This window comes from Caballeronia sp. LZ033 (assembly GCF_031451265.1).
In the GTDB taxonomy this organism is placed as follows: Bacteria; Pseudomonadota; Gammaproteobacteria; order Burkholderiales; family Burkholderiaceae; genus Caballeronia.
Genome location: NZ_JARUXQ010000001.1, coordinates 1,997,125 through 2,020,192, shown reverse-complemented (window position 1 = coordinate 2,020,192; position 23,068 = coordinate 1,997,125). Strand labels below are relative to the sequence as shown.

Annotated in this window: 21 protein-coding genes and 1 tRNA gene; 21 read left to right on the top strand and 1 reads right to left on the bottom strand. The window is 63.5% G+C overall.

Going from position 1 to position 23,068, the window contains the following annotated elements:
- The 4 genes from QCE62_RS09400 to QCE62_RS09385 all read left to right on the top strand — a co-directional run bounded on the left by QCE62_RS09400 (window position 1) and on the right by QCE62_RS09385 (window position 5,412).
- Window positions 1-1,122 carry an ABC transporter permease gene (locus tag QCE62_RS09400; RefSeq protein WP_309916919.1) on the top strand — a complete coding sequence of 374 codons (1,122 nt, stop codon included), beginning with the start codon at window positions 1-3 and terminating at the stop codon, window positions 1,120-1,122.
- Window positions 1,119-2,717, top strand: a complete 1,599-nt coding sequence (locus tag QCE62_RS09395) for a dipeptide ABC transporter ATP-binding protein (protein WP_309916916.1) — start codon at window positions 1,119-1,121, stop codon at window positions 2,715-2,717. The genes QCE62_RS09400 and QCE62_RS09395 overlap by 4 nt, the downstream gene beginning before the upstream one ends.
- Before the next feature lie 146 nt (window positions 2,718-2,863).
- Entirely contained in the window at window positions 2,864-3,520 is a 657-nt protein-coding gene (locus QCE62_RS09390; RefSeq protein ID WP_309919755.1) for a C40 family peptidase, read from the top strand.
- A gap of 347 nt (window positions 3,521-3,867) precedes the next feature.
- Window positions 3,868-5,412 carry a 2-isopropylmalate synthase gene (locus QCE62_RS09385; RefSeq protein ID WP_309808741.1) on the top strand — a complete coding sequence of 515 codons (1,545 nt, stop codon included), beginning with the start codon at window positions 3,868-3,870 and terminating at the stop codon, window positions 5,410-5,412.
- A gap of 77 nt (window positions 5,413-5,489) precedes the next feature.
- Here QCE62_RS09385 and QCE62_RS09380 read toward each other — a convergent pair whose 3' ends face one another.
- Window positions 5,490-6,005, bottom strand: coding sequence for a hypothetical protein (locus QCE62_RS09380; protein WP_309916913.1), 516 nt, complete (start codon window positions 6,003-6,005; stop codon window positions 5,490-5,492).
- 209 nt (window positions 6,006-6,214) lie between these two features.
- Between QCE62_RS09380 and QCE62_RS09375 the strand changes: the two genes are divergently transcribed.
- The 17 genes from QCE62_RS09375 (at window position 6,215) to QCE62_RS09295 (ending at window position 23,065) form a co-directional block, all read left to right on the top strand.
- Window positions 6,215-7,498, top strand: coding sequence for a branched-chain amino acid ABC transporter substrate-binding protein (locus QCE62_RS09375; protein ID WP_309916911.1), 1,284 nt, complete (start codon window positions 6,215-6,217; stop codon window positions 7,496-7,498).
- Window positions 7,499-7,660: 162 nt separating this feature from the next.
- Window positions 7,661-7,930, top strand: a complete 270-nt coding sequence (rpsO, locus tag QCE62_RS09370; RefSeq protein ID WP_309808735.1) for a 30S ribosomal protein S15 — start codon at window positions 7,661-7,663, stop codon at window positions 7,928-7,930.
- A gap of 344 nt (window positions 7,931-8,274) precedes the next feature.
- A complete protein-coding gene (pnp, locus tag QCE62_RS09365; RefSeq protein WP_309916908.1) occupies window positions 8,275-10,428 on the top strand; it encodes a polyribonucleotide nucleotidyltransferase in 2,154 nt (717 codons plus the stop codon).
- 203 nt (window positions 10,429-10,631) lie between these two features.
- Window positions 10,632-11,648, top strand: a complete 1,017-nt coding sequence (locus QCE62_RS09360) for an NAD(P)H-quinone oxidoreductase (RefSeq protein WP_309916906.1) — start codon at window positions 10,632-10,634, stop codon at window positions 11,646-11,648.
- Between the two features lie 178 nt (window positions 11,649-11,826).
- Window positions 11,827-12,600 carry a triose-phosphate isomerase gene (gene tpiA / locus QCE62_RS09355; RefSeq protein ID WP_309916905.1) on the top strand — a complete coding sequence of 258 codons (774 nt, stop codon included), beginning with the start codon at window positions 11,827-11,829 and terminating at the stop codon, window positions 12,598-12,600.
- Between the two features lie 93 nt (window positions 12,601-12,693).
- On the top strand, window positions 12,694-13,080 hold the full coding sequence (gene secG / locus QCE62_RS09350) for a preprotein translocase subunit SecG (protein WP_309916903.1): 387 nt from the start codon (window positions 12,694-12,696) through the stop codon (window positions 13,078-13,080).
- 137 nt (window positions 13,081-13,217) lie between these two features.
- Window positions 13,218-13,302, top strand: a tRNA-Leu gene (locus tag QCE62_RS09345).
- Between the two features lie 213 nt (window positions 13,303-13,515).
- Window positions 13,516-13,875, top strand: a complete 360-nt coding sequence (locus QCE62_RS09340; protein ID WP_309916900.1) for an NADH-quinone oxidoreductase subunit A — start codon at window positions 13,516-13,518, stop codon at window positions 13,873-13,875.
- Between the two features lie 61 nt (window positions 13,876-13,936).
- Window positions 13,937-14,416: an NADH-quinone oxidoreductase subunit B family protein gene (locus QCE62_RS09335; protein ID WP_076786425.1), complete on the top strand. Its 480-nt coding sequence runs from the start codon at window positions 13,937-13,939 to the stop codon at window positions 14,414-14,416.
- Between the two features lie 20 nt (window positions 14,417-14,436).
- On the top strand, window positions 14,437-15,039 hold the full coding sequence (locus tag QCE62_RS09330) for an NADH-quinone oxidoreductase subunit C (RefSeq protein WP_309916897.1): 603 nt from the start codon (window positions 14,437-14,439) through the stop codon (window positions 15,037-15,039).
- Window positions 15,040-15,048: 9 nt separating this feature from the next.
- A complete protein-coding gene (locus QCE62_RS09325) occupies window positions 15,049-16,302 on the top strand; it encodes an NADH-quinone oxidoreductase subunit D (RefSeq protein ID WP_309916894.1) in 1,254 nt (417 codons plus the stop codon).
- Window positions 16,303-16,455: 153 nt separating this feature from the next.
- Window positions 16,456-16,941, top strand: coding sequence for an NADH-quinone oxidoreductase subunit NuoE (gene nuoE / locus QCE62_RS09320; RefSeq protein ID WP_309916891.1), 486 nt, complete (start codon window positions 16,456-16,458; stop codon window positions 16,939-16,941).
- Window positions 16,938-18,257 (top strand): NADH-quinone oxidoreductase subunit NuoF, encoded by a 1,320-nt coding sequence (nuoF, locus tag QCE62_RS09315; RefSeq protein WP_309808713.1) that lies wholly within the window; start codon window positions 16,938-16,940, stop codon window positions 18,255-18,257. Before nuoE ends, nuoF begins: the two co-directional genes overlap by 4 nt.
- Before the next feature lie 52 nt (window positions 18,258-18,309).
- Complete coding sequence (gene nuoG / locus QCE62_RS09310; RefSeq protein ID WP_309916888.1) at window positions 18,310-20,649, top strand: NADH-quinone oxidoreductase subunit NuoG; 2,340 nt, start codon at window positions 18,310-18,312, stop codon at window positions 20,647-20,649.
- Window positions 20,650-21,714, top strand: a complete 1,065-nt coding sequence (nuoH, locus tag QCE62_RS09305; protein WP_309808709.1) for an NADH-quinone oxidoreductase subunit NuoH — start codon at window positions 20,650-20,652, stop codon at window positions 21,712-21,714.
- A gap of 49 nt (window positions 21,715-21,763) precedes the next feature.
- Window positions 21,764-22,252, top strand: a complete 489-nt coding sequence (nuoI, locus tag QCE62_RS09300; protein ID WP_016345650.1) for an NADH-quinone oxidoreductase subunit NuoI — start codon at window positions 21,764-21,766, stop codon at window positions 22,250-22,252.
- A 123-nt stretch (window positions 22,253-22,375) separates the two neighbouring features.
- Window positions 22,376-23,065: an NADH-quinone oxidoreductase subunit J gene (locus tag QCE62_RS09295; RefSeq protein ID WP_309916885.1), complete on the top strand. Its 690-nt coding sequence runs from the start codon at window positions 22,376-22,378 to the stop codon at window positions 23,063-23,065.
- The last annotated feature ends 3 nt before the right edge of the window (window positions 23,066-23,068 follow it).

Genomic DNA, 23,068 nt, shown 5'->3' with positions numbered 1-23,068 from the left:
TTGAATCGAGCCGCTTCATCCCGCTCCTCACGGCGCGACGCACACGGCAGCGACGCCCGGCCGCTCAGCTTCGAAAAATCCATTCCGCCCGGACGGCGCGTGTGGCAGCGCTTCAAGCGCAACCGGCTGGGCTACTGGAGCCTCGTCGTGTTCGTCGTGGCGTTCGTCATCAGCCTCGCCGGGCCGCTGTGGTCAAACGACAAGCCGCTCGTCGTGCGCTATCAGGGGCATCTGTACTTTCCGCTCGTGATGACCTATGCGGAGACCACGTTCGGCGGCGACTTCCCCACGCCCGCCGATTATCTCGATCCCTACGTGCGCGACCGTTTCAGCGCGCCGGGCAACTTCGCGATCTATCCGCCGAATCACTACTACTACGACACGCTCAACTACTTCTCGAAGGGCTCGAATCCGGCGCCGCCGTCGCGCGAGAACTGGCTCGGCACCGACGACCGCGGCCGCGACGTGTTCGCGCGGCTCGTGTACGGCTTTCGCGTGTCGGTGCTGTTCGCGCTCGTGCTGACGGCGATCGGCACGCTGCTGGGCGTCGTCGCGGGCGCGGTGCAGGGGTATTTCGGCGGGCGGATCGACATCACGGGGCAGCGGCTCATCGAAGTCTGGAGCGCGTTGCCCGAGCTATACCTGCTCATCATCTTTGCGTCGATCTTCGAGCCGAGCCTGATCCTTTTGATCATCCTCTTGTCGCTGTTCGGCTGGATCGGTTTGTCGGACTACGTGCGCGCCGAGTTCCTGCGCAACCGCACGCAGGATTACGTGCGCGCCGCCCGCGCGATGGGCCTCTCGAACTGGCAGATCATCTGGCGCCACGTCTTGCCCAACAGTCTCACGCCGGTCATCACGTTCCTGCCGTTCCGCATGAGCGGCGCCATTCTCGCGCTGACGAGCCTCGACTTTCTCGGGCTGGGCGTGCCGTCGCCGACGCCATCGCTCGGTGAGTTGCTCGCGCAAGGCAAGGCCAATCTCGATGCCTGGTGGATCTCACTGTCCACCTTCGGCGTGCTGGTCGCGACGCTGCTCCTGCTGACCTTCATGGGCGATGCGCTGCGCAACGCGCTCGACACGCGTATCGCCGATGCCGTGAAAGCCGGAGGCGGGCAGTGAACGAACCGCTGTTGTCCATCAAAGACCTGCGCGTGCGTTTCGGCGACACGCTGGCCGTCGACGGCGTCAATCTCGAGATCCACGCGGGCGAACGCGTGGCGCTGGTCGGCGAATCGGGTTCGGGCAAGAGCGTCACGGCGCTGTCCATCCTGCGGCTGCTGCGCGAAGCCGAACTGTCCGGCTCGATCCGCTTCGCCGGCGAAGAGCTGCTCGACAAGAGCGAGCGCGCGATGCGCGGCCTGCGCGGCTCCGACATCGCGATGATCTTCCAGGAGCCGATGACGGCGCTCAATCCGCTCTACACGGTGGGCGACCAGATCGGCGAGACGATCCAGCTGCACGACGGCACCACGCCGCGCGAGGCGCGCCGCCGCGCGATCGCACTGCTCGCGCGCACCGGCATCACGGAGCCCGAGCGGCGCGTGGACAGCTATCCGCATCAGTTGTCGGGCGGCCAGCGCCAGCGGGTGATGATCGCGATGGCGCTCGCGTGCCGTCCACGCCTCCTGCTCGCCGACGAACCCACGACGGCCCTCGACGTGACGATTCGCGCGCAGATCGTCGAACTGCTGCTCGAACTGCAACGCGACGAAGCCCAGCAGCGCGGCATGGCGGTGCTGCTGATCACGCACGACCTGAATCTCGTCAGGCGCTTCGCGGAGCGTGTCGCGGTGATGGAGAAGGGCGTGCTGGTGGAGAGCGGCACGGTGGAAAGCATCTTCGCGTCGCCGCAGCATCCGTACACCCAGCGGCTGCTGGCCAGCAAGCCGAAGCGCAGCGTGCTGCCGGTGCTGCCGATCGCGCCCGTCCTGCTCGACGCGAAAAACGTCTCCGTCGCTTACCCGACGCGCCTGCCGGGCTTGCAAGGCTGGTTCCGGCGCGGCCGCTTCAAGGCCGTCGACGACGTCACGCTGACGGTGCGGCAGGGCGAGACGCTCGGGATCGTCGGGGAATCGGGCTCCGGCAAGTCCACCCTGGCGATGGCGCTGCTCGGCCTGCAACGCATCTCGCACGGCGCGGTGCAGTTCCAGGGCCGCGCGCTCAGCGAGTTCCAGGGGCGCGAGCAAACCGCGCTGCGCTCCAATCTGCAAGTGGTGTTTCAGGATCCGTTCAGCTCGCTGTCGCCGCGGCAGACCGTCGAGCGGATCGTCGGCGAGGGGCTGGCGCTGCATCGCCCGGAACTGGATGCCGCCGCGCGCCAGGCACGGGTGGTGGCGGTGTTGCGGGAAGTCGGAATGGAACGCTCGGCGCTCACGCGCTATCCGCACGAGTTCTCGGGTGGCCAGCGGCAGCGCATCGCGATCGCCCGCGCGCTGGTGCTCGAACCGAGCATCCTGATCCTCGACGAACCCACCAGCGCGCTCGACGTGTCGATCCAGACTCAAGTCCTGGCGCTGCTCGCCGACATTCAGAAGAAGCACAACCTGGGCTACGTCTTTATTAGCCACGACTTACAGGTGATCGGCGCGATGGCACATCGCGTCGCGGTGATGCGAAATGGTTTTATCGTGGAGTCGGGCGAGGTAGAGAAGATTTTTTCAAACCCCTCCGACGAATACACGCGAAAGCTTCTGAGCGCGGCCCTCGAATCCTAAAATCTTTCTTTTTCACCAATTGGGTGCCCGTCTCAATTGTATTTTTCTATTTCTTTTGACAGGTAAATACTTTGTGGCTAGTATCCTTCCAAACTTTCTGCTATCTCCCTGATTTAACAGCTTTTAATTGTAAAACCTACCGACCGATGCAGCCACTATCGTTGACTCAGACATGCGCGCGCGCCGCCGCGGGCATGTTGATCGGCCTCCTGATGACAGCAACTTCCGGCGCGTTCGCCGACGAAGTCAGCAGTAGCAGCCAGAATGCCGGCAACGGCCTTTTCTCCTCCAGATCCATCGATACCGCAAACACCGACGCCGCCAGCAGCCAGGGCGGCGCAAAGTCGTTTCTGTCGGGCATGGCGAGCAAGGCGGGCGACGTCGTCGTAGGCGCGCTCAACATGATCGGCGTGCGTTATCGCTGGGGCGGCAATTCGCCGGATTCCGGTCTCGATTGCAGCGGCTTCGTCCGCTACGTGTTTCAGGACACGCTCGGCATGACGCTGCCGCGCCGCGCCGAGGAAATGAGCCGCGTCGGCGAGAAGGTCCGCGTGTCGGATCTGAAACCCGGCGATCTCGTGTTCTTCAACACGATGCGCCGCTCGTTCTCGCACGTGGGCATCTACATCGGTGACAACAAGTTCGTGCACTCGCCGTCCACCGGCAGCACGATCCGCGTCGACGACATGGAAGACGGCTACTGGGAGAAGCGTTTCCAGGGCGCGCGCCGGATCGACAACGCGCAAATCGGCGACGGTTCCGAATTGCGCCAGCGCGTGAGCGCGAGCATCGGCGGATATTGATTGCCGCTGTGAAGGAAAATCGAAAGCCTGCCTCCTGACCGGACGCAGGCTTTTTGTTTCTGGCGGCCTTGAGATTCAGCGAACGGAACGCCTGATTGCACGCGCTTCGGAAAGCCGTTATAGTTTTTGAATGCGTTTTTTCCTGTTCCCCTTCCTGTCGGTCCAAGCTGGTGCGTCGCTACGCGCACTATCGCTACTAGCGCGCCTACCGCGCTGATCTTTCTCGCCTCCCATCTGCTCGTCCTGTCAGGTTTTCGACGCCAGCGGTGGCGCGAACACCCGAATTCCCTTTTGCATTTCCGCGCGTCATTTCCAACACTTGAACACTCTCCCCACTGGAGCCCAACATGGCAGCAGACAAGTTGATCATCTTCGACACCACCTTGCGTGATGGCGAGCAGTCCCCCGGCGCGTCGATGACGAAGGAAGAGAAGATCCGCATCGCGAAGCAGCTGGAGCGCATGAAGGTGGACATCATCGAGGCGGGCTTCGCGGCCAGCTCGAACGGCGATTTCGACGCCATCCACACCATCGCCTCGCTCGTGAAGGACAGCACGGTCTGCTCGCTGGCCCGGGCCAACGACAAGGACATCCAGCGCGCCGCCGACGCCCTCAAGCCCGCCGGCCAGTTCCGCATTCACACGTTCATTGCCACGTCGGCGCTGCACATGGAGAAGAAGCTGCGCATGACGCCGGAGCAGGTCTACGACCAGGCGCGTCTCGCCGTGCGCTTCGCCCGCAAGTTCACCGACGACGTCGAGTTCTCGCCGGAAGACGGCAGCCGCTCGGACATCGACTATCTTTGCCGCGTCCTTGAAGCGGTCATCGATGAAGGCGCGCGCACCATCAACATCGCGGACACGGTCGGTTACGGCGTGCCCGAGCTCTACGGCAATCTCGTGAAGACGCTGCGCGAGCGCGTGCCCAATTCCGACAAGGCGGTCTGGTCGGTGCACTGCCACGACGACCTCGGCATGGCCGTCGCCAATTCGCTGGCCGGCGTGCAGATCGGCGGCGCGCGTCAGGTGGAATGCACGATAAACGGTCTCGGCGAGCGCGCGGGCAATACGTCGCTGGAAGAGATCGTGATGTCGGTCAAGACGCGCAAGGATTACTTCGGTCTGGATCTCGGCATCGACACGTCGCAGATCGTGCCGACCTCGAAGCTCGTTTCCCAGATCACCGGCTTCGTCGTGCAGCCGAACAAGGCGGTGGTCGGCGCGAACGCGTTCGCGCACGCGTCGGGCATTCACCAGGACGGCGTGCTGAAGGCGCGCGACACCTACGAAATCATGCGCGCGGAAGACGTGGGCTGGGCCGCGAACAAGATCGTGCTCGGCAAGCTCTCGGGCCGCAACGCGTTCAAGCAGCGTCTCGAAGAACTGGGCGTGCAGCTGGAGTCCGAAGGCGAAGTGAACGCCGCGTTCGCGCGCTTCAAGGAACTCGCGGACCGCAAGGCCGAGATCTTCGACGAAGACATCATGCAGATCGTCTCCGAGGAATCCGCCGAGGCGCAGGCCAAGGAGCATTTCCGCTTCGTGTCGCTGAAGCAGCATTCCGAGACGGGCGAGCAGCCGCAGGCAAAGGTCGTGTTCGCGGTGGAAGGCGCCGAGGTCACGGGCGAAGCGCGCGGCAACGGTCCGGTGGACGCGACACTGCACGCGATCGAATCGAAGGTGGACAGCGGCGCGGAACTCGTCCTGTATTCGGTCAACGCCATCACCACCGGCACGCAGGCGCAGGGTGAAGTGACGGTGCGTCTGTCGAAGAGCGGGCGCATCGTGAACGGCGTGGGCACGGATCCGGATATCGTCGCGGCGTCGGCGAAGGCTTATCTGGCTGCGTTGAACAAGCTGCACTCGAAGGTCGAGAAGCTCAACCCGCAGCTGTGATTCCGGCACGTCTTGCAGACATGAAAAAGCCCTCGCGAGAGGGCTTTTTTCGTTGCTCGTGCGCAAACGGCAGGCGCTCAGAACATGTTGCGCCGGTCCGGATCATGCAGCGGATCAGGCGTTTTCTGTGTCATGCGCAGGATGCCCTGATCGTCGAAATAGAAGTTGTACATCAGGTACCAGATGTTCGCCTCCATGTAGCGATAAGTCCAGACCTGGCGTTTCATCAACGGGAAGTACGAGGTTTCGACCGGCCGGCCGAAATTCAGCAGCACATCCGCCTTCGTCCAGGTGCCGATCTGCGCCTTGTAGAACTCGTTCTCGTCGAGCACCTGGCGCACGCTGACGATTTTCCCCGAACTGTCGATGTCGGCAGCCGTCGTGAACTCGCCGAGCGGCTGCGTCGGCCACATCAGGCGCTTGCCGCCGCTGGGCAGGTCGTAGACTTCGCGCGGCGGGCCGAGGCGCGCGGTGATCGTGGATGCATCCGCGCCCGCCTGATAGTTCTGCCACGGCTGGGCGCAGGCGGACAGCAGGAGCGCGGCGCCCGCGCCCGCCAACAGGGCGCGCAGGCGAAAGAGGGGATACGACATGGCAAGCCTCCGGCATGTGGAGATCCTCTCGATGGCGAGGATCGTTCATTCGATCTTTTCCGTGATTCTGACATGCGCGGACGCCGAATCACGCTCCGCGACGCTGCGGCATCCGGGCCGATCTGTCGGCAATGGCGCACCCGCGGCGCACTTGCGCGGCGCGGGCGCGGGGGCCTATGATCCGCGCTTTCAGCGAATGGGCGGCAGGCATGAAGAATCGAATCGGCGCGCGCGGGGCGCGATGGCTGTGCGTGGCGGCGTGGGTGATCGGGGCTCAGGCGGCAAGCGCCGCCGGCCCCGCGCCGATCAAGCTCGCGATGATCGAGGGCATGTCCGGGCCGTTCGCCAACGCCGGGGCGATGGTCGAGCGCAACCTGCAGTTCGGCGTCGAGCGGGTGAACGCGCAGGGCGGCGTCCAGCTCGCCGACGGCCGGCATCCGCTGCAACTGGTCGTGCTCGACGGCAAGGGCGGCAGCGAGGCGAGCCTGGTACAACTGCGCGCGGCGATCGACGACGGCATCGGTTTCGTGATGCAGGGCAACAGTTCGGCGGTGGCGGCGGCGCTGGTGGCGGCGATCGACCGGCAAAACGCGCGCGATCCGCAACATCGCGTGCTGTTCCTCAACTACTCCGCCGACGACCCCGCGCTCACCAACGACGCCTGCAGTTTCTGGCACTTCCGCTTCGACGCCCATGCGGGCATGCGCATGGACGCGCTCGCGGACGCGCTGAAGGACGATCGCGCGCTCAGGAAGGTGTATGTGCTGAACCAGGACTACAGCTTCGGTCATGACGTGAGCCGCGAGGCGCAGCGCGCCTTGAGGGAGCGCCGGCCGGATATCGCAATCGCGGGCGACGAGTTTCATCCGATCGGCCGCGTCAAGGATTTCGCGCCCTACATCGCGAAAATCCGCGCGAGCGGGGCGGACGCGGTCATCACCGGCAACTGGGGCAACGATCTCACGCTGCTCGTCAAGGCCGCGCGCGAACAAGGCCTCGACACCAAGTTCTACACTTTCTACGGCAACAGCCTGGGCGCGCCGGCCGCGCTCGGCGACGCCGGCGTGAAGCGTGTGATTGCGGTGGCGGACTGGCATCCGAACGTGGGCGGCGCGGCATCGGATGCGTACTACCGCGCGTTCCGCACGCGCTATCCCGCGGCCGCCGACGACTATCTGGTCGCCCGCATGCCGCTGATGGTGGAAATGCTGGCCGTCGCGATGAGACGCGCGGGCAGCGCCGATCCGCTGGCGGTGGCGCGTGCGCTGGAAGGCATGCAGTTCGACGGCGAGGGCTTCCATCCGTCGACGATGCGCGCCGCCGATCACCAGCTGATCCAGCCCCTGTATGTCATGGAGATGGACCGCGCCGGCACGGCGGGTGTGAAGCTGGACAACGAGGGCTCGGGCTATGGCTTCCGGACGCTGCTCGCCATCCCGGCTGACAAGACCGCCCAGCCGACCACCTGCCGTATGACACGCCCTGACCGGTGAGGGTCGTGGGCGGCGCGCGCCTGTGCTATACTCCGCGCTTCGCCTTCAGTCGGCCTTCCCTTATCAGCAGGCCAACACGAAGACGAAGCGAAACATGAAACCCGTAACCCCACGGCACGGCCTTTCTTCCGTGACCGCCTGTCTGTATCAAAGGAAAAGCAAATGTCCGTAGCAGAAATCAAGAAATCCGACATCGTCGCCGAATACGCGCGCGGCGCCAACGACACCGGCTCCCCCGAAGTGCAAGTCGCACTGCTCACGAGCCGCATCAACGAACTCACTTCCCACTTCAAGTCGCACTCGAAGGATCACCACAGCCGCCGCGGTCTGCTGCGCATGGTGAGCCGTCGCCGCAAGCTGCTCGACTACCTGAAGGGCAAGGACGCGGACCGCTACCGCTCGCTGATCGAGAAGCTGGGTCTGCGCAAGTAATTGGCGCATATGTGGCTTCATAGCCGCCTTTGAAACAGAGTGCCTGTGTCAGTCCGCTGATACAGGCACTTTGTTTTTGTACGGTCTGGCGATGAAGTGGTGTTCGATCGCTTAACCGCGCGCGACACATCCAGGATGATTTCGGCAGTACACATGCTTTACCCGGATGCTCCATCCGGTTCGACACCCGGTCCGGCCTCGCGGCAGAGCTTTGTGTCATTCCAGCGCGGCACGCCGCGCGATCGAGGCGCGACGTACCGCGCTGGAATGGCATAACACACCTCTTACGCGCGGCTTGGGATCGTCCCGCCAGCGTCAAGGGACGCTGGCGCAACGTATAAGGAGTGGAAATGTTCAATAAGATCGTCAAGGAATTCAAGTGGGGCCAGCATAACGTCCGTCTCGAAACGGGCGAGATCGCCCGTCAGGCGAGCGGCGCCGTGATCGTCGACGTGGAAGACACCGTGGTGCTGGCCACCGTCGTCGGCGCGAAGAGCGCCAAGCCGGGTCAGGACTTCTTTCCGCTGACCGTCGATTACCTCGAGAAGACCTACGCTGCCGGCAAGATCCCGGGCGGCTTCTTCCGCCGCGAAGGCCGTCCGTCGGAAGGCGAAACGCTGATTTCGCGCCTGATCGACCGTCCGCTGCGCCCGCTCTTCCCGGAAGGTTTCTATAACGAAGTGCAGGTCGTGATCCACGTCCTGTCGCTGAACCCGGAAATCCCCGCCGACATCCCCGCGCTGATCGGCGCCTCCGCCGCGCTCGCCGTGTCGGGCCTGCCGTTCAACGGTCCGGTCGGCGCCGCGCGCGTCGCCTACATCAACAACGAGTACGTGCTGAACCCGACGCGCCCGCAGATGAAGGAATCGGCGCTGGACCTGGTGGTCGCGGGCACGGAACGCGCGGTGCTGATGGTCGAATCCGAAGCCCAGCAGCTGTCCGAAGAAGTCATGCTCGGCGCGGTGGTGTTCGGCCACGAGCAGATGCAGACGGCCATCGACGCCATTCACGAACTCGTGCGCGAAGGCGGCAAGCCGGAGTGGGACTGGGCGCCGGCGCCGAAGAACGAAGCGCTGATCGCGCGCGTCACCGAAATCGCGAAGCCGGAACTCGAAGCCGCTTATCAGCTGCGCGACAAGTCGGCGCGCTCGGCCAAGCTGAAGGAAGTGTACGCAGCGGCCTCGGCGAAACTGGAACAGGATGCCGCTGCAAGCGGCACGGTGGCGGCCGACAAGGCCACCGTCGGCAACGTGCTGTTCGACATCGAAGCGAAGATCGTCCGCACGCAGATCCTGAATGGCGAGCCGCGCATCGACGGCCGCGACACGCGCACCGTCCGTCCGATCGAAATCCGCACGGGCGTCCTGCCGCGCACGCACGGCTCGGCGCTGTTCACGCGCGGCGAGACGCAGGCGCTGGTCGTGGCGACGCTCGGCACGAAGGGCGACGAGCAGAACATCGACGCGCTCGAAGGCGAATACCGCGAGCGCTTCATGCTCCACTACAACATGCCGCCGTTCGCGACGGGCGAAACGGGCCGCGTCGGCTCGCCGAAGCGTCGTGAAATCGGCCACGGCCGTCTGGCCAAGCGCGCGCTGGTCGCGTGCCTGCCGGGGCCGGACGAGTTCGGCTATTCCATTCGCGTGGTGTCGGAAATCACGGAATCGAACGGTTCGTCGTCGATGGCTTCGGTGTGCGGCGGCTGCCTCGCGCTGATGGACGCCGGCGTGCCGATGAAGGCACACGTCGCGGGCATCGCGATGGGCCTGATCCTCGAGGACAACAAGTTCGCCGTGCTGACCGACATCCTCGGCGACGAAGATCACCTCGGCGACATGGACTTCAAGGTGGCCGGCACGGCGCAAGGCGTGACCGCGCTGCAGATGGACATCAAGATCCAGGGCATCACGAAGGAAATCATGCAGGTCGCGCTTGCGCAGGCGAAGGAAGGCCGCATGCACATCCTCGGCAAGATGACCGCGGCGGTGCCGAGCACGAACACGGAACTGTCGGACTACGCGCCGCGCATGATCACCATCAAGATCAATCCGGAGAAGATCCGCGACGTGATCGGCAAGGGCGGCTCGGTGATCCGCGCGCTGACGGAAGAAACCGGCACGACCATCGACATCTCCGACGACGGCGTCGTGACCATCGCGAGCACGTCGAGCGAAGGCATGGCCGAGGCGAAGAAGCGCATCGAGAACATCACGGCCGAAGTGGAAGTCGGCCAGATCTACGAAGGTCCGGTGCTCAAGCTGCTCGACTTCGGCGCGATCGTGAACATCCTGCCGGGCAAGGACGGTCTGCTGCACATCTCGGAGATCGTCAACGAGCGCGTGAAGGACATCAACGACTATCTGAAGGAAGGCCAGGTCGTGAAGGTCAAGGTCATCCAGACAGACGAGAAGGGCCGCGTGCGCCTGTCGGCGAAGGCTTTGCTGAACGAAGCCGCGCAACCCGCCCAACCCGCGGAACCGACGCAGCCGCAGCAGTAATGCGGTAATGTGTTGACGGCCGGCCGCATGCGCGAGCCGGCCGTTTTCTTGTCTGACGCGTGTCCGTGGCATGAGAGCGGATGCGCCGCCGGACTGGATCACAGTGTGACGTGCGAGTGCGGGAGTATCGATTGCTTCCGCGCGCACAGTGTCATCCGGTTCGAATCATTCCGAGCGCGATCACGGGTTCCAGGGGAGAGGTCATGAAAGCCATCGAAATCACCGAGTTTGGCGCGCCCGAAGTCTTGAAACTGGGCGAGCGGCCGCAGCCCGCGCCCGGCAAGAAGGAAGTGCTCATCAAGGTGTCGGCGTCGGGCGTGAACCGCCCGGATGTCCTGCAGCGCAAGGGCGCATATGCACCGCCGCCGGGCGCGTCGGACCTGCCGGGACTGGAAGTGGCGGGGGAGATCGTCGATGGCGACTTCGATCCGAAGCACAATCCGTTCGGTCTGAAGAAGGGTGATCGCGTGTGTGCGCTGCTCGCGGGCGGCGGTTATGCCGAATACGCGGTCGCGCCGCTCGAACAATGTCTGCCGGTGCCGGCGGGCTTGTCCGACATCGAGGCTGCGTCGCTGCCGGAAACCTTCTTCACCGTGTGGAGCAACGTGTTCGAGCGTGCGCATCTCGGCGCGGGCGAGAACGGCGAGGAAGAGACGCTGCTGGTGCAGGGCGGGTCAAGCGGGATCGGCGTAACGGCTATCCAGATCGCGAAGGCGCTCGGGTTTCGCGTATTCGCGACGGCCGGCACCGATGAAAAATGCCGCGCGTGCGAAGCGCTCGGCGCGGAGCGGGCGATCAACTACAAGACGGAAGATTTCGTCGAAGTGGTGAAGTCGCTGACCAACGACCGTGGCGTCGACGTGATTCTCGACATGGTGGCCGGCGACTATCTGCCGCGCGAACTCAAGGCGCTCGCCGACGGCGGCCGTGTCTGCGTAATCGCGCTGCTCGGCGGCTCGAAGGCGGAAATCAATCTGAATGACATCTTGCGGCGCCGGCTGGTCATCACCGGTTCGACGCTGCGGCCGCGTCCGGTCGCATTCAAGGCGAAGCTCGCGGCGAAGTTGAAGGAACGCGTGTGGCCGGAGATCGAGGCGGGACGCATCAAGCCGGTCATCCATCAGGTGTTTCCGGCCGCTGAAGCCGCGGCCGCGCACGCGCTGATGGAAAGCAGCACGCATGTCGGCAAGATCATGCTCGACTGGCGCGACGCTTCCTGACGTGAGGTTCCGCAACGTGCCGAGGATGCAAGGCACTTTTGCCGGTTTGACCGGTTTCGTCGGATCACAGTAAAATCGCCTGTTTTATAAATGGTTTTCCATTTATAAAAGCTTTCTTCCAATTACAGACAGGGCGGCTGCTCCGCATCAAGCAGCAAGCCGCCGATCGACGAGACTTATGTCCACACAACGAGCGAAACTGGTGGTTGGCAACTGGAAGATGCACGGTCGCATCAGCGAGAACGCGGCCCTGCTGACCGAAGTCGCCGCCGGAGCATCGGCTTTGCAGAAGGACGTGCGCGTGGGCGTGTGCGTACCGTGCCCTTATCTCGCGCAATCGCAGGCGCTGCTGGGCGGATCCGTGGTGAAGTGGGGCGTGCAGGATGTGTCGGCGCATGCCGGCGGCGCCTACACCGGCGAAGTCGCTGCGGAAATGGCCGTGGATTTCGGCGTCACGTATGCAATCGTGGGTCATTCGGAGCGTCGCGCGTATCATCGCGAAAGCCCGGAACTCGTCGGCGCGAAAACGCTGCGCGCGCTCGAAGCGGGTCTCACGCCTATCGTCTGTGTCGGCGAAACGCTGGAAGAGCGCGAGTCGGGCGCGACCGAGCAGGTCATCGGTACGCAGCTGGACGCCGTTCTGGCGCTGCTGAGCGAAGAGCAGGCGGCGGGCATCGTGGTCGCTTATGAGCCGGTCTGGGCCATCGGCACCGGCAAGACCGCGCAGCCGGAACAGGCGCAGGCGGTTCATGCGTTCCTGCGTCGCAAGCTGCAGGAGAAGGGCGCAGCAGTGGCCAACGCGTTGCTGCTGTACGGCGGCAGCGTCAAGCCGGACAATGCGCGGGAATTGTTTGCACAAGGCGACATCGACGGCGGCCTGATCGGCGGCGCATCGTTGAAGTCGAAGGATTTTCTGGCGATCTGCCAGGCCGCGCAAACCGCCTTGCAATAAGGTGTTCGCAAGCGGTCAGCACGCAGGGCAGATCAGGGAAGCACATTGAGACACGCAAGTGTCACTGAAACATCAGGAATCGGGTGAGTTGAAATGCTGTATTTGAAGACATTGATTATCGTCGTCCAGTTATTGTCGGCGCTGGGCGTTATCGGACTGGTGCTGCTGCAGCACGGCAAGGGCGCCGACATGGGCGCGGCATTCGGCAGCGGTTCGTCGGGCAGCCTGTTCGGCGCAACCGGATCAGCGAATTTCCTTTCGCGTACGACGGCCGTCCTCGCCGCCGTGTTCTTCGTGACGACGCTGGCGCTGACCTATCTCGGCAGTTACAAGCCGCAGGCGTCCGCGGGTCTGCTGGGTGACGCGCCGGTGGCCGCTTCGGCTGCGGTTCCGGCCTCGGGCGCGGCTTCCACGTCGTCTGCTTCGGGTGTTGCACCTGCTGCCGCTTCGTCCGCGCCAGCCAACGACGTACCGAAATAATCGGCTCGAACGCCAAAACAAATTTCTCGCGAAATCTGCATTTTGTGCGTTGAACAATTCCGAAGGGCCAGTTATAATTCAAGTCTTGAAGCGATTCGCGGCAATTAAGAAGTAGTTTTCCCGGATTGCAGTACAGTGCCGACGTGGTGAAATTGGTAGACACGCTATCTTGAGGGGGTAGTGGCGAAAGCTGTGCGAGTTCGAGTCTCGCCGTCGGCACCAAAGTTATCCAATGCCAGCCGCATGCATCGCTTCGGCTGGCATTGTCACTTCTGGAGTACCCTTACGGTTCTGAAGCGGTGCTGCTCGCCGTGAGGCGACTGTCACAGTGTGCTGATATCGTGAGCGGTCCCACGTGAATCCCCTGCCGGGTGGTTTGTCCCGGCTGAGGCGCTCAATCAATAACAGACCATCTCTACCGAACAGAGGATAGCCTTGAACCTCGCACCCTATTACCCCGTCTTCTTGTTTCTTCTGGTGGGCCTTGGTTTAGGTATAGCGTTGGTCAGCATTGGCAAGGTCCTCGGTCCCAACAAGCCCGACACCGAAAAAAACGCGCCTTACGAGTGCGGCTTCGAAGCGTTCGAAGACGCGCGGATGAAGTTCGATGTGCGTTACTATCTCGTCGCAATTCTTTTCATCATTTTCGACCTTGAGACTGCGTTCCTGTTTCCGTGGGGTGTGTCCCTGCGCGAGATCGGCTGGCCGGGCTTCATCGCGATGATGATTTTCCTGCTCGAATTTTTGCTCGGCTTCGCCTACATCTGGAGAAAGGGCGGGCTCGACTGGGAATGACGGTTAGATCACCGGATTCATGGGCGGCTTTGGCTGGCAGCTCATCTGGAGTGGACAAGAAATGAGTATCGAAGGGGTCTTGAAGGAAGGCTTTGTCACCACCACGGCTGACAAGCTGATCAACTGGACGCGCACCGGCTCGCTGTGGCCGATGACGTTCGGCCTCGCCTGCTGCGCGGTCGAGATGATGCACGCGGGTGCGGCCCGCTATGACCTGGACCGCTTCGGCGTCGTGTTCCGCCCGAGTCCGCGTCAGTCCGACGTCATGATCGTCGCCGGGACGCTGTGCAACAAGATGGCGCCCGCGCTGCGCAAGGTGTACGACCAGATGGCCGAGCCGCGCTGGGTCATCTCCATGGGCTCGTGCGCGAACGGCGGCGGCTACTACCACTATTCGTATTCCGTCGTGCGCGGTTGCGACCGGATCGTGCCGGTGGATGTCTACGTCCCCGGCTGTCCTCCGACCGCCGAAGCGCTGGTCTACGGCGTGATCCAGTTGCAGGCGAAGATTCGCCGCACCAACACCATCGCCCGTAGTTAAGGGCCTGAGTCTCCCCAACTATGGCAAGCAAACTCGAGACCCTCAAAGCGAACCTCGAGACGGCGTTTGGCGGCCGTCTCCAGAGCATTACGGAGTCGCTCGGGCAAGTGACGATCGTCGTCAAGGCGCCGAACTATCTGGAAGTCTGCAAGCAGCTGCGCGATGATCCGTCGCTGCGCTTCGAGCAGCTCATGGACCTCTCCGGCGTGGACTATTCCACCTACGGCGACGGCGCCTACGACGGCCCGCGCTTCGCCGCCGTCAGCCATCTGCTTTCCGTTTCGAACAACTGGCGCGTGCGTGTGCGCGTGTTCGCCCCGGACGACGAAGTGCCCATCGTGCCTTCGGTGGTCGACATCTGGACCTCGGCGAACTGGTACGAGCGCGAAGCGTTCGACCTCTACGGCATCGTGTTCGAAGGCCACCCCGACCTGCGCCGCATCCTGACGGACTATGGCTTCATCGGTCATCCGTTCCGCAAGGACTTCCCGGTGTCCGGCTACGTGGAAATGCGCTACGACCCGGAAGAGAAGCGCGTGGTGTATCAGCCTGTGACGATCGAACCGCGCGAAATCACGCCGCGCGTGATTCGCGAAGATCGCTATGGCGGTCTGAAACATTAAGAGAACGCCATGGCAGAGATCAAGAACTACACGCTGAATTTCGGCCCGCAGCACCCGGCAGCGCACGGCGTGCTGCGCCTCGTGCTCGAACTCGACGGCGAAGTGATCCAGCGCGCGGACCCGCACATCGGTCTGCTGCATCGCGCGACCGAGAAGCTCGCCGAAACCAAGACCTTCATCCAGTCCGTGCCGTACATGGACCGTCTCGACTACGTGTCGATGATGGTCAACGAGCATGGCTATGTGATGGCGATCGAGAAGCTGCTGGGCATCGACGTCCCGGTGCGCGCCAAGTACATCCGCGTGCTGTTCGACGAAATCACGCGCGTGCTGAACCACCTGATGTGGATCGGCTCGCACGCGCTCGACGTCGGTGCGATGGCGGTGTTCCTGTACGCGTTCCGCGAGCGCGAAGACCTGATGGACGTCTACGAGGCGGTGTCCGGCGCGCGCATGCACGCGGCGTACTATCGCCCGGGCGGGGTCTATCGCGACCTGCCGGACGCGATGCCGCAATACAAGGCATCGAAGATCCGCAACGAGAAGGCCCTCGACAGGATGAACGAGAACCGCCAGGGCTCGTTGCTCGACTTCATCGAAGACTTCTTCAACCGTTTCCCGGGTTGCGTCGACGAGTACGAAACGCTCCTCACCGACAACCGCATCTGGAAGCAGCGTCTCGTGGGCATCGGCGTGGTGAGCCCGGAGCGCGCGCTGCAGATGGGCCTGTCCGGCGCGATGCTGCGCGGTTCGGGCATCGAGTGGGATCTGCGCAAGAAGCAGCCGTACGAAGTGTATGACCAGCTGGACTTCGACATTCCCGTCGGCGTGAACGGCGATTGCTACGACCGCTATCTGGTGCGCGTGGAAGAAATGCGCCAGTCGGTCCGCATCGCCAAACAGTGCATTGCGTGGCTGCGCAAGAATCCCGGCCCTGTGATGGTCGATAATCACAAGGTTGCGCCGCCGTCGCGCGTCGGCATGAAGAGCAACATGGAAGAGCTGATTCACCACTTCAAGCTCTTCACCGAAGGTTTCCACGTGCCGGAAGGCGAGACGTACGCGGCCGTGGAGCACCCGAAGGGCGAGTTCGGCATCTATCTGATCTCGGACGGCGCCAACAAGCCGTATCGTCTCAAGATTCGCGCGCCGGGCTATGCGCATCTCGCATCGCTCGACGAAATGGCGCGCGGCCACATGATCGCCGACGCCGTGACGATCATCGGTACGCAGGACATCGTGTTCGGCGAGATCGATCGCTGATCTCCCTTGCCGCGTGAGCGGCGCGCTCATCGAGCCGCCGCGCATGAAAACGCGAGTGCAATAACAGGAATCCGCGGGAACGCCAGGTCTGCCGCAACGTGAAGGGCGCGGCGGGTTTTCGTTCGGTAGGAATTGAAAGAGTCGTGTCTGAAAATGATCTCAGCTGAAGGCCTGAAAGAAATCGATCGCGCAGTCGCGAAATATCCCGCCGAGCAAAAGCAGTCGGCGGTGATGGCGGCGCTCGCGGTCGCCCAGGAAGAGCATGGTTGGCTCTCGCCCGAACTCATGCAGTTCGTGGCGGACTACCTGAGCATGCCGCCTGTCGCCGTGCAGGAAGTCGCGACGTTCTACACGATGTACGAGCTCAGGCCGGTCGGCAAGCACAAGGTCACGCTCTGCACGAACCTGCCTTGCCAGCTCGGGCCGGACGGCGGTTCCGACAGCGCGGCCGAGTATCTGAAGCAGAAGCTGGGAATCGATTTCGGCGAAACCACGGCCGACGGCAAGTTCACGCTGAAGGAAGGCGAGTGCTTCGGCGCGTGCGGCGACGCACCGGTGATGCTCGTGAACAACCATCGCATGTGCAGCTTCATGAGCCGCGAGAAGATCGACCAGTTGCTCGAGGAACTTTCGAAATGACGTCACTCCACGATCGGCACATCAAGCCGCTGATCCTCGCCGGCCTCAATGGCGAGAACTGGCATCTCGAAGACTACGTCGCGCGCGGCGGCTACAAGCAGCTGCGCCGCATCCTGGAAGAGAAGATCCCGCCGGAGCAGGTGATCGCCGACGTCAAGGCGTCGGGTCTGCGCGGCCGCGGCGGCGCGGGCTTCCCGACCGGCCTGAAGTGGAGCTTCATGCCGCGTCAGTTCCCGGGGCAGAAGTATCTCGTCTGCAATTCGGACGAAGGCGAGCCGGGCACGTTCAAGGACCGCGACATCCTGCGCTGGAACCCGCATTCGCTGATCGAAGGCATGGCCATCGGCGCGTACGCGATGGGCATCACGGTCGGCTACAACTACATTCACGGCGAGATCTTCGAGGTCTACCGCGTGTTCGAGGCCGCGCTGGAAGAAGCGCGCCAGGCCGGCTATCTCGGCGCGAACATCCTGGGCTCGGGCTTCTCGTTTGAACTGTATGCGCATCATGGCTATGGCGCGTACATCTGCGGCGAAGAAACCGCGCTGCTCGAATCGCTGGAAGGCAAGAAGGGCCAGCCGCGCTTCAAGCCGCCGTTCCCGGCGAGCTTCGGCGTGTATGGCAAGCCGACCACGATCAACAACACCGAGACCTTCGCGGCCGTGCCGTTCCTGCTGGAAATCGGCCCGCAGAATTACCTCGAGCTCGGCAAGCCGAACAATGGCGGCACGAAGATCTTCTCCGTCTCGGGCGACGTGAATCGTCCGGGCAACTACGAGATTCCGCTCGGCACGCCGTTCTCGAAGCTGATGGAACTGGCTGGCGGCGTGCGCGGCGAGAAGATCAAGGCGGTGATTCCGGGCGGATCGTCGGCGCCGGTGGTGCCGGGCGACATGATGCTCGCCACCGACATGGACTACGATTCCATCGCCAAGGCCGGCTCCATGCTGGGCTCGGGCGCGGTGATCGTGATGAACGAAACGCGCTGCATGGTGCGCTCGCTGCTGCGTCTGTCGTACTTCTACTATGAAGAGTCGTGCGGCCAGTGCACGCCGTGCCGCGAAGGCACCGGCTGGCTGTATCGCGTGGTGCATCGCATCGAGCACGGGCTGGGCCGCAAGGAAGATCTGGATCTGCTGAACTCGGTCGCCGAGAACATCATGGGCCGCACCATCTGCGCGCTGGGCGACGCAGCGGCGATGCCCGTGCGCGGCATGCTCAAGCACTTCTGGGATGAATTCGAATATCACGTCGAGCACAAGCACTGTGTTGTCGGCGGACATGCGCACGCGCCGTCCGAAGCGCTGACCGCGTAATCAGGCGCGCAGTCAGATGCGCGAGACAAGAGGTTGAGGACCATTCCCCATCATGGTTGAACTAGAAATTGACGGCAAGACGGTCGAGGTGCCCGAAGGCAGCATGGTGATCCAGGCTGCGCACAAGGTCGACACGTACATTCCTCACTTCTGCTATCACAAGAAGCTCTCGATCGCGGCGAACTGCCGTATGTGCCTGGTCGAGATCGAAAAGATGCCGAAGGCCGTGCCGGCCTGCGCGACGCCCGTGTCGAACGGCATGGTCGTGCGCACGACCTCCGACAAGGCCGTGAAGGCCCAGCAGTCGGTGATGGAATTCCTGCTGATCAACCACCCGCTCGACTGCCCGATCTGCGATCAGGGCGGCGAATGCCAGCTGCAGGATCTGGCCGTCGGTTACGGCAAGTCGCAGTCGCGCTACAGCGAAGAAAAGCGCGTGGTGTTCCACAAGAACGTCGGTCCGCTCATCTCGATGGAAGAGATGTCGCGCTGCATCCACTGCACGCGCTGCGTGCGCTTTGGCCAGGAAGTGGCCGGCGTGATGGAGCTCGGCATGCTGGGCCGCGGCGAGCATTCGGAAATCACGTCCTTCGTCGGCAAGACGGTTGACTCGGAACTGTCGGGCAACATGATCGACCTGTGCCCGGTCGGCGCGCTCACCAGCAAGCCGTTCCGCTACAGCGCGCGGACGTGGGAACTGTCGCGCCGCAAGTCGGTGAGCCCGCATGATTCCGTCGGCGCGAACCTGGTGGTGCAGGTGAAGAACAACCGCGTGATGCGCGTTCTGCCGATGGAAAACGAAGCCATCAACGAATGCTGGATCTCGGACAAGGACCGCTTCTCATACGAAGGCCTGAACAGCGAAGAACGTCTCACCACGCCGATGCTCAAGCAAGGCGGCAAGTGGATCGAAACCGACTGGCAGACCGCGCTCGAATACGTGGCGAAGGGCCTGAAGGGCATCCAGGCGGACCATGGCGCGAACGCCATCGCCGCACTGGCCACGCCGCACAGCACGGTCGAGGAACTGCACCTGCTGAAGGCGCTGGCTGAAGGCGTCGGTACGCCGAACGTGGACTTCCGTCTGCGTCAGCATGATTTCTCGGCGCCGGTCGGCGTCGGCGCACCGTGGCTCGGCACGAAGATCGCCGATCTGTCGTTGATCGACACGGCTTTCGTGATCGGCTCGTTCCTGCGCCGCGATCATCCGCTGTTCGCCGCGCGCCTGCGTCAGGCCGCGAAGAGCGGCGCGAAGATCACCTTCCTCAACGCCAGCAACGACGACTCGCTGATCCCGACCGCGCATCGCCTGGTCGCGGCGCCGTCGGCGTGGCTCGATCAACTTGCGGGCATCGCGGCAGCCGTGGCGGAAGCGCGCGGCGTCGCACTGCCGGACGCGTTCGCGGGCCGTGAAGTATCGGCGGCGGCGAAGGACGTGGCGGCATCGCTGTCGGCGGGCGAACAGCGCGTCCTGCTGCTCGGCAACGTCGCGGTCCAGCATCCGGACTTCGCACAGATCCAGGCGGCTGCGCAGTGGATCGCCGACAACACCGGCGCCACGCTCGGCTTCCTCACGGAAGGCGCGAACTCGGTCGGCGCGTATCTCGTCGATGCGGTGCCGGGCGAGGGCGGTCTCAATGCCCGCGAAGTGTTTGAACAGCCGCGCAAGGGCTACGTGCTGCTGCACGCCGAGCCGGAATTCGACACGGCCAATCCGGCGCAGGCCATTGCCGCGCTGAAGGCTGCGGAAATGGTTGTCGTGATGTCGCCGTTCAAGCACGGCATGGACTACGCAGACGTGCTGCTGCCGGTCGCGCCGCACACGGAAACCTCGGGCACCTTCGTCAACGCGGAAGGTACGGCCCAGTCGTTCAACGGCGTCGTGCGCGCGCTGGGCGACACGCGTCCGGGCTGGAAGGTTCTGCGCGTGCTGGGCACGATCCTGGGCCTGTCGGGCTTCGAATTCGATACGGCTGAAGAAGTGCGCGTCGCGGCGCTCGGTACGGGCGACCTGACCGCGCGTCTGTCGAACAAGACCTCGGTGGCGGCAACGCGTGCTGCGTCGAACGTCGCGCTGAACGGCAGCGGCCTGCAGCGTCTCGCCGATGTGCCGATCTATCACGCCGACGCACTCGTGCGCCGCGCCCCGTCGCTGCATCTGACGGCGGCTGCGCGTGACGCGAACGTCGCGGGCCTGCCGACCGCGCTGTTCGACAAGCTCGGCCTCAAGGACGGCGAAGCGGTGCGCATCAAGCAGGGCAACCTGTCGGTGACGCTGCCCGCGGTCCGCGATGCGAACCTGGCGGAATCGGTGGTCCGCGTGTCGGCGGGCACGACGGCTGGCGCCGCGCTCGGCGGCCTGTTCGGTGAACTGGTAGTGGAGAAGGCGTAAATGGGCTTGTTCGATACGATCAACGCAGGCGGCACGCAGCTTCTCGGCGTCGCATGGCCGACGGTGTGGGCGGTGGTCCGCATCCTGGTGGTTTCGGTGGTCATCCTGCTGTGCGTGGCGTACCTGATTCTCTGGGAACGCAAGCTCATCGGCTGGATGCACGTGCGTCTTGGCCCGAACCGTGTCGGTCCCGCCGGTCTGCTGCAGCCGATCGCGGACGTGCTGAAGCTTCTGCTGAAGGAAGTGATTCAGCCGACCGCCGCCAGCAAGTGGATCTACATGATCGCGCCGATCATGACCGTGGTGCCTGCGTTCGCGGTATGGGCGGTGATCCCGTTCCAGGCGAAGGCGGTGCTGGGCGACATCAACGCGGGTCTGCTGTACGTGATGGCGATCTCGTCGATCGGCGTGTACGGCGTGATCCTGGCGGGCTGGGCGTCGAACTCGAAGTACGCGTTCCTCGGCGCGATGCGCGCGGCGGCGCAGATGGTGTCCTACGAAATCTCGATGGGCTTCGCGCTCGTCGTGGTGCTGATGGTGGCCGGCACGCTGAACATGTCGGACATCGTGCACTCGCAGCAGCGCGGCATGTTCGCGGGCTGGGGCGTCAACTTCCTGTCGTGGAACTGGCTGCCGCTCCTGCCGATGTTCGTCGTGTACTTCATCTCGGGCATTGCTGAAACGAACCGTCACCCCTTCGACGTGGTGGAAGGCGAATCGGAAATCGTCGCGGGCCACATGATCGATTACTCCGGCATGGCGTTCGCGCTGTTCTTCCTGGCCGAGTACATCAACATGATCGTGATCTCGGCCATCGCGACGACGCTGTTCCTCGGCGGCTGGGATGCGCCGTTCGGCTTCCTGTCGTTCATTCCGGGCGTATTCTGGTTCGCCTTCAAGGTTTTCCTGCTGCTGTCGGTGTTCATCTGGGCGCGCGCGACGTTTCCGCGTTACCGCTACGACCAGATCATGCGTCTGGGCTGGAAGGTGTTCCTGCCGGTGTCGGTGATCTGGGTGGTCGTGGTCGGTTTCTGGATCATGTCGCCGCTCAACATCTGGAAGTAGTCGGACGAAGCCAGCAAAAGAGCGCAGGACAAGAGCGGACCAAATCATCATGAACGCAATTCAGAACTTCTTCAAAACCTTCTTCCTGACCGAGCTGCTGAAGGGTCTGGCGCTGACGGGCCGTTACACGTTCCAGCGCAAGATCACGGTGCAGTTCCCGGAAGAAAAGACCCCGATCTCGCCGCGTTTCCGCGGCCTGCACGCGCTGCGCCGTTATGAGAACGGCGAAGAGCGCTGCATCGCCTGCAAGCTGTGCGAAGCGGTCTGCCCGGCCATGGCGATCACGATCGAATCGGAAACGCGCGCGGACAATACGCGCCGCACGACGCGCTATGACATCGACCTGACCAAGTGCATCTTCTGCGGTTTCTGCGAAGAGAGCTGCCCGGTCGATTCAATCGTCGAGACGCACATCCTCGAGTATCACGGCGAGAAGCGCGGCGACCTGTACTTCACGAAGGACATGCTGCTCGCGGTCGGCGACCGTTACGAGAACGAGATTGCCGCGTCGAAGGCGGCGGACGCGCCGTATCGTTGATCAATTTGTTGCAAACGCAGTGGCTCGCAGTTGCTGTTCGGCACATGCGGCGTGCGCGCGGGGCGGACCGTCCCGGCGCCGACACACCATGCCTGATGATGGCCTAACGATGAACCGGTAATCATGGAATTCACAACCGTACTGTTCTATATCTTCGCGCTGCTGCTGGTCGTCTCCGCGCTGAAGGTGATCACCTCGCGCAACCCGGTGTCGTCCGCGCTGTTCCTCGTGCTCGCGTTCTTCAACGCGGCCGCGATCTGGATGCTGCTGCAGGCGGAATTCCTCGCGATCCTGCTGGTGCTCGTGTACGTGGGCGCGGTGATGGTGCTGTTCCTGTTCGTGGTGATGATGCTCGACATCAACATCGATGTCCTGCGCCGCGACTTCAAGCGCTTCGTGCCGCTCGCGAGCATCGTCGGCGCGATCATCGTGGTGGAAACCGCGCTGATCCTGTGGCACGGCTTCGGCGCGACCACCACGCCGCTGCGCGACGCATCCGCCGGCGCGGGCGTGTCGGGCGCCGCGGTGATGTCGAACACGCAGCTGATCGGCAAGGTCATCTACACCGACTACATCTTCGCCTTCGAAGTGGCGGGCCTCGTGCTGCTGGTCGCGATCATCGCGGCCATCTCGCTGACGATCCGCGACAAGAAGGACAAGAAGACGCAAACCGTCAGCCAGCAGGTCAAGGTGCGCGCGCAGGATCGCGTGCGCATCGTGAAGATGAAGTCCGAAACGGAGGCGCCCGATGCCGCCACGGAACCCGCGGTGACCGGCAACATTGGCGCGGGCGCGGTCGACAACAAGGGCTGAGCG

Excerpts from the sequence above, each read along its gene's own strand:
- QCE62_RS09390 (WP_309919755.1), top strand. The coding sequence starts at position 2,864 with ATGCAGCCACTATCGTTGACTCAGACATGCGCGCGCGCCGCCGCGGGC.
- QCE62_RS09385 (WP_309808741.1), top strand. The coding sequence starts at position 3,868 with ATGGCAGCAGACAAGTTGATCATCTTCGACACCACCTTGCGTGATGGC.
- QCE62_RS09380 (WP_309916913.1), bottom strand. The coding sequence starts at position 6,005 with ATGTCGTATCCCCTCTTTCGCCTGCGCGCCCTGTTGGCGGGCGCGGGC.
- QCE62_RS09375 (WP_309916911.1), top strand. The coding sequence starts at position 6,215 with ATGAAGAATCGAATCGGCGCGCGCGGGGCGCGATGGCTGTGCGTGGCG.
- rpsO (WP_309808735.1), top strand. The coding sequence starts at position 7,661 with ATGTCCGTAGCAGAAATCAAGAAATCCGACATCGTCGCCGAATACGCG.
- QCE62_RS09360 (WP_309916906.1), top strand. The coding sequence starts at position 10,632 with ATGAAAGCCATCGAAATCACCGAGTTTGGCGCGCCCGAAGTCTTGAAA.
- tpiA (WP_309916905.1), top strand. The coding sequence starts at position 11,827 with ATGTCCACACAACGAGCGAAACTGGTGGTTGGCAACTGGAAGATGCAC.
- secG (WP_309916903.1), top strand. The coding sequence starts at position 12,694 with ATGCTGTATTTGAAGACATTGATTATCGTCGTCCAGTTATTGTCGGCG.
- QCE62_RS09335 (WP_076786425.1), top strand. The coding sequence starts at position 13,937 with ATGAGTATCGAAGGGGTCTTGAAGGAAGGCTTTGTCACCACCACGGCT.
- QCE62_RS09330 (WP_309916897.1), top strand. The coding sequence starts at position 14,437 with ATGGCAAGCAAACTCGAGACCCTCAAAGCGAACCTCGAGACGGCGTTT.
- QCE62_RS09325 (WP_309916894.1), top strand. The coding sequence starts at position 15,049 with ATGGCAGAGATCAAGAACTACACGCTGAATTTCGGCCCGCAGCACCCG.
- nuoE (WP_309916891.1), top strand. The coding sequence starts at position 16,456 with ATGATCTCAGCTGAAGGCCTGAAAGAAATCGATCGCGCAGTCGCGAAA.
- nuoF (WP_309808713.1), top strand. The coding sequence starts at position 16,938 with ATGACGTCACTCCACGATCGGCACATCAAGCCGCTGATCCTCGCCGGC.
- nuoG (WP_309916888.1), top strand. The coding sequence starts at position 18,310 with ATGGTTGAACTAGAAATTGACGGCAAGACGGTCGAGGTGCCCGAAGGC.
- nuoH (WP_309808709.1), top strand. The coding sequence starts at position 20,650 with ATGGGCTTGTTCGATACGATCAACGCAGGCGGCACGCAGCTTCTCGGC.
- nuoI (WP_016345650.1), top strand. The coding sequence starts at position 21,764 with ATGAACGCAATTCAGAACTTCTTCAAAACCTTCTTCCTGACCGAGCTG.
- QCE62_RS09295 (WP_309916885.1), top strand. The coding sequence starts at position 22,376 with ATGGAATTCACAACCGTACTGTTCTATATCTTCGCGCTGCTGCTGGTC.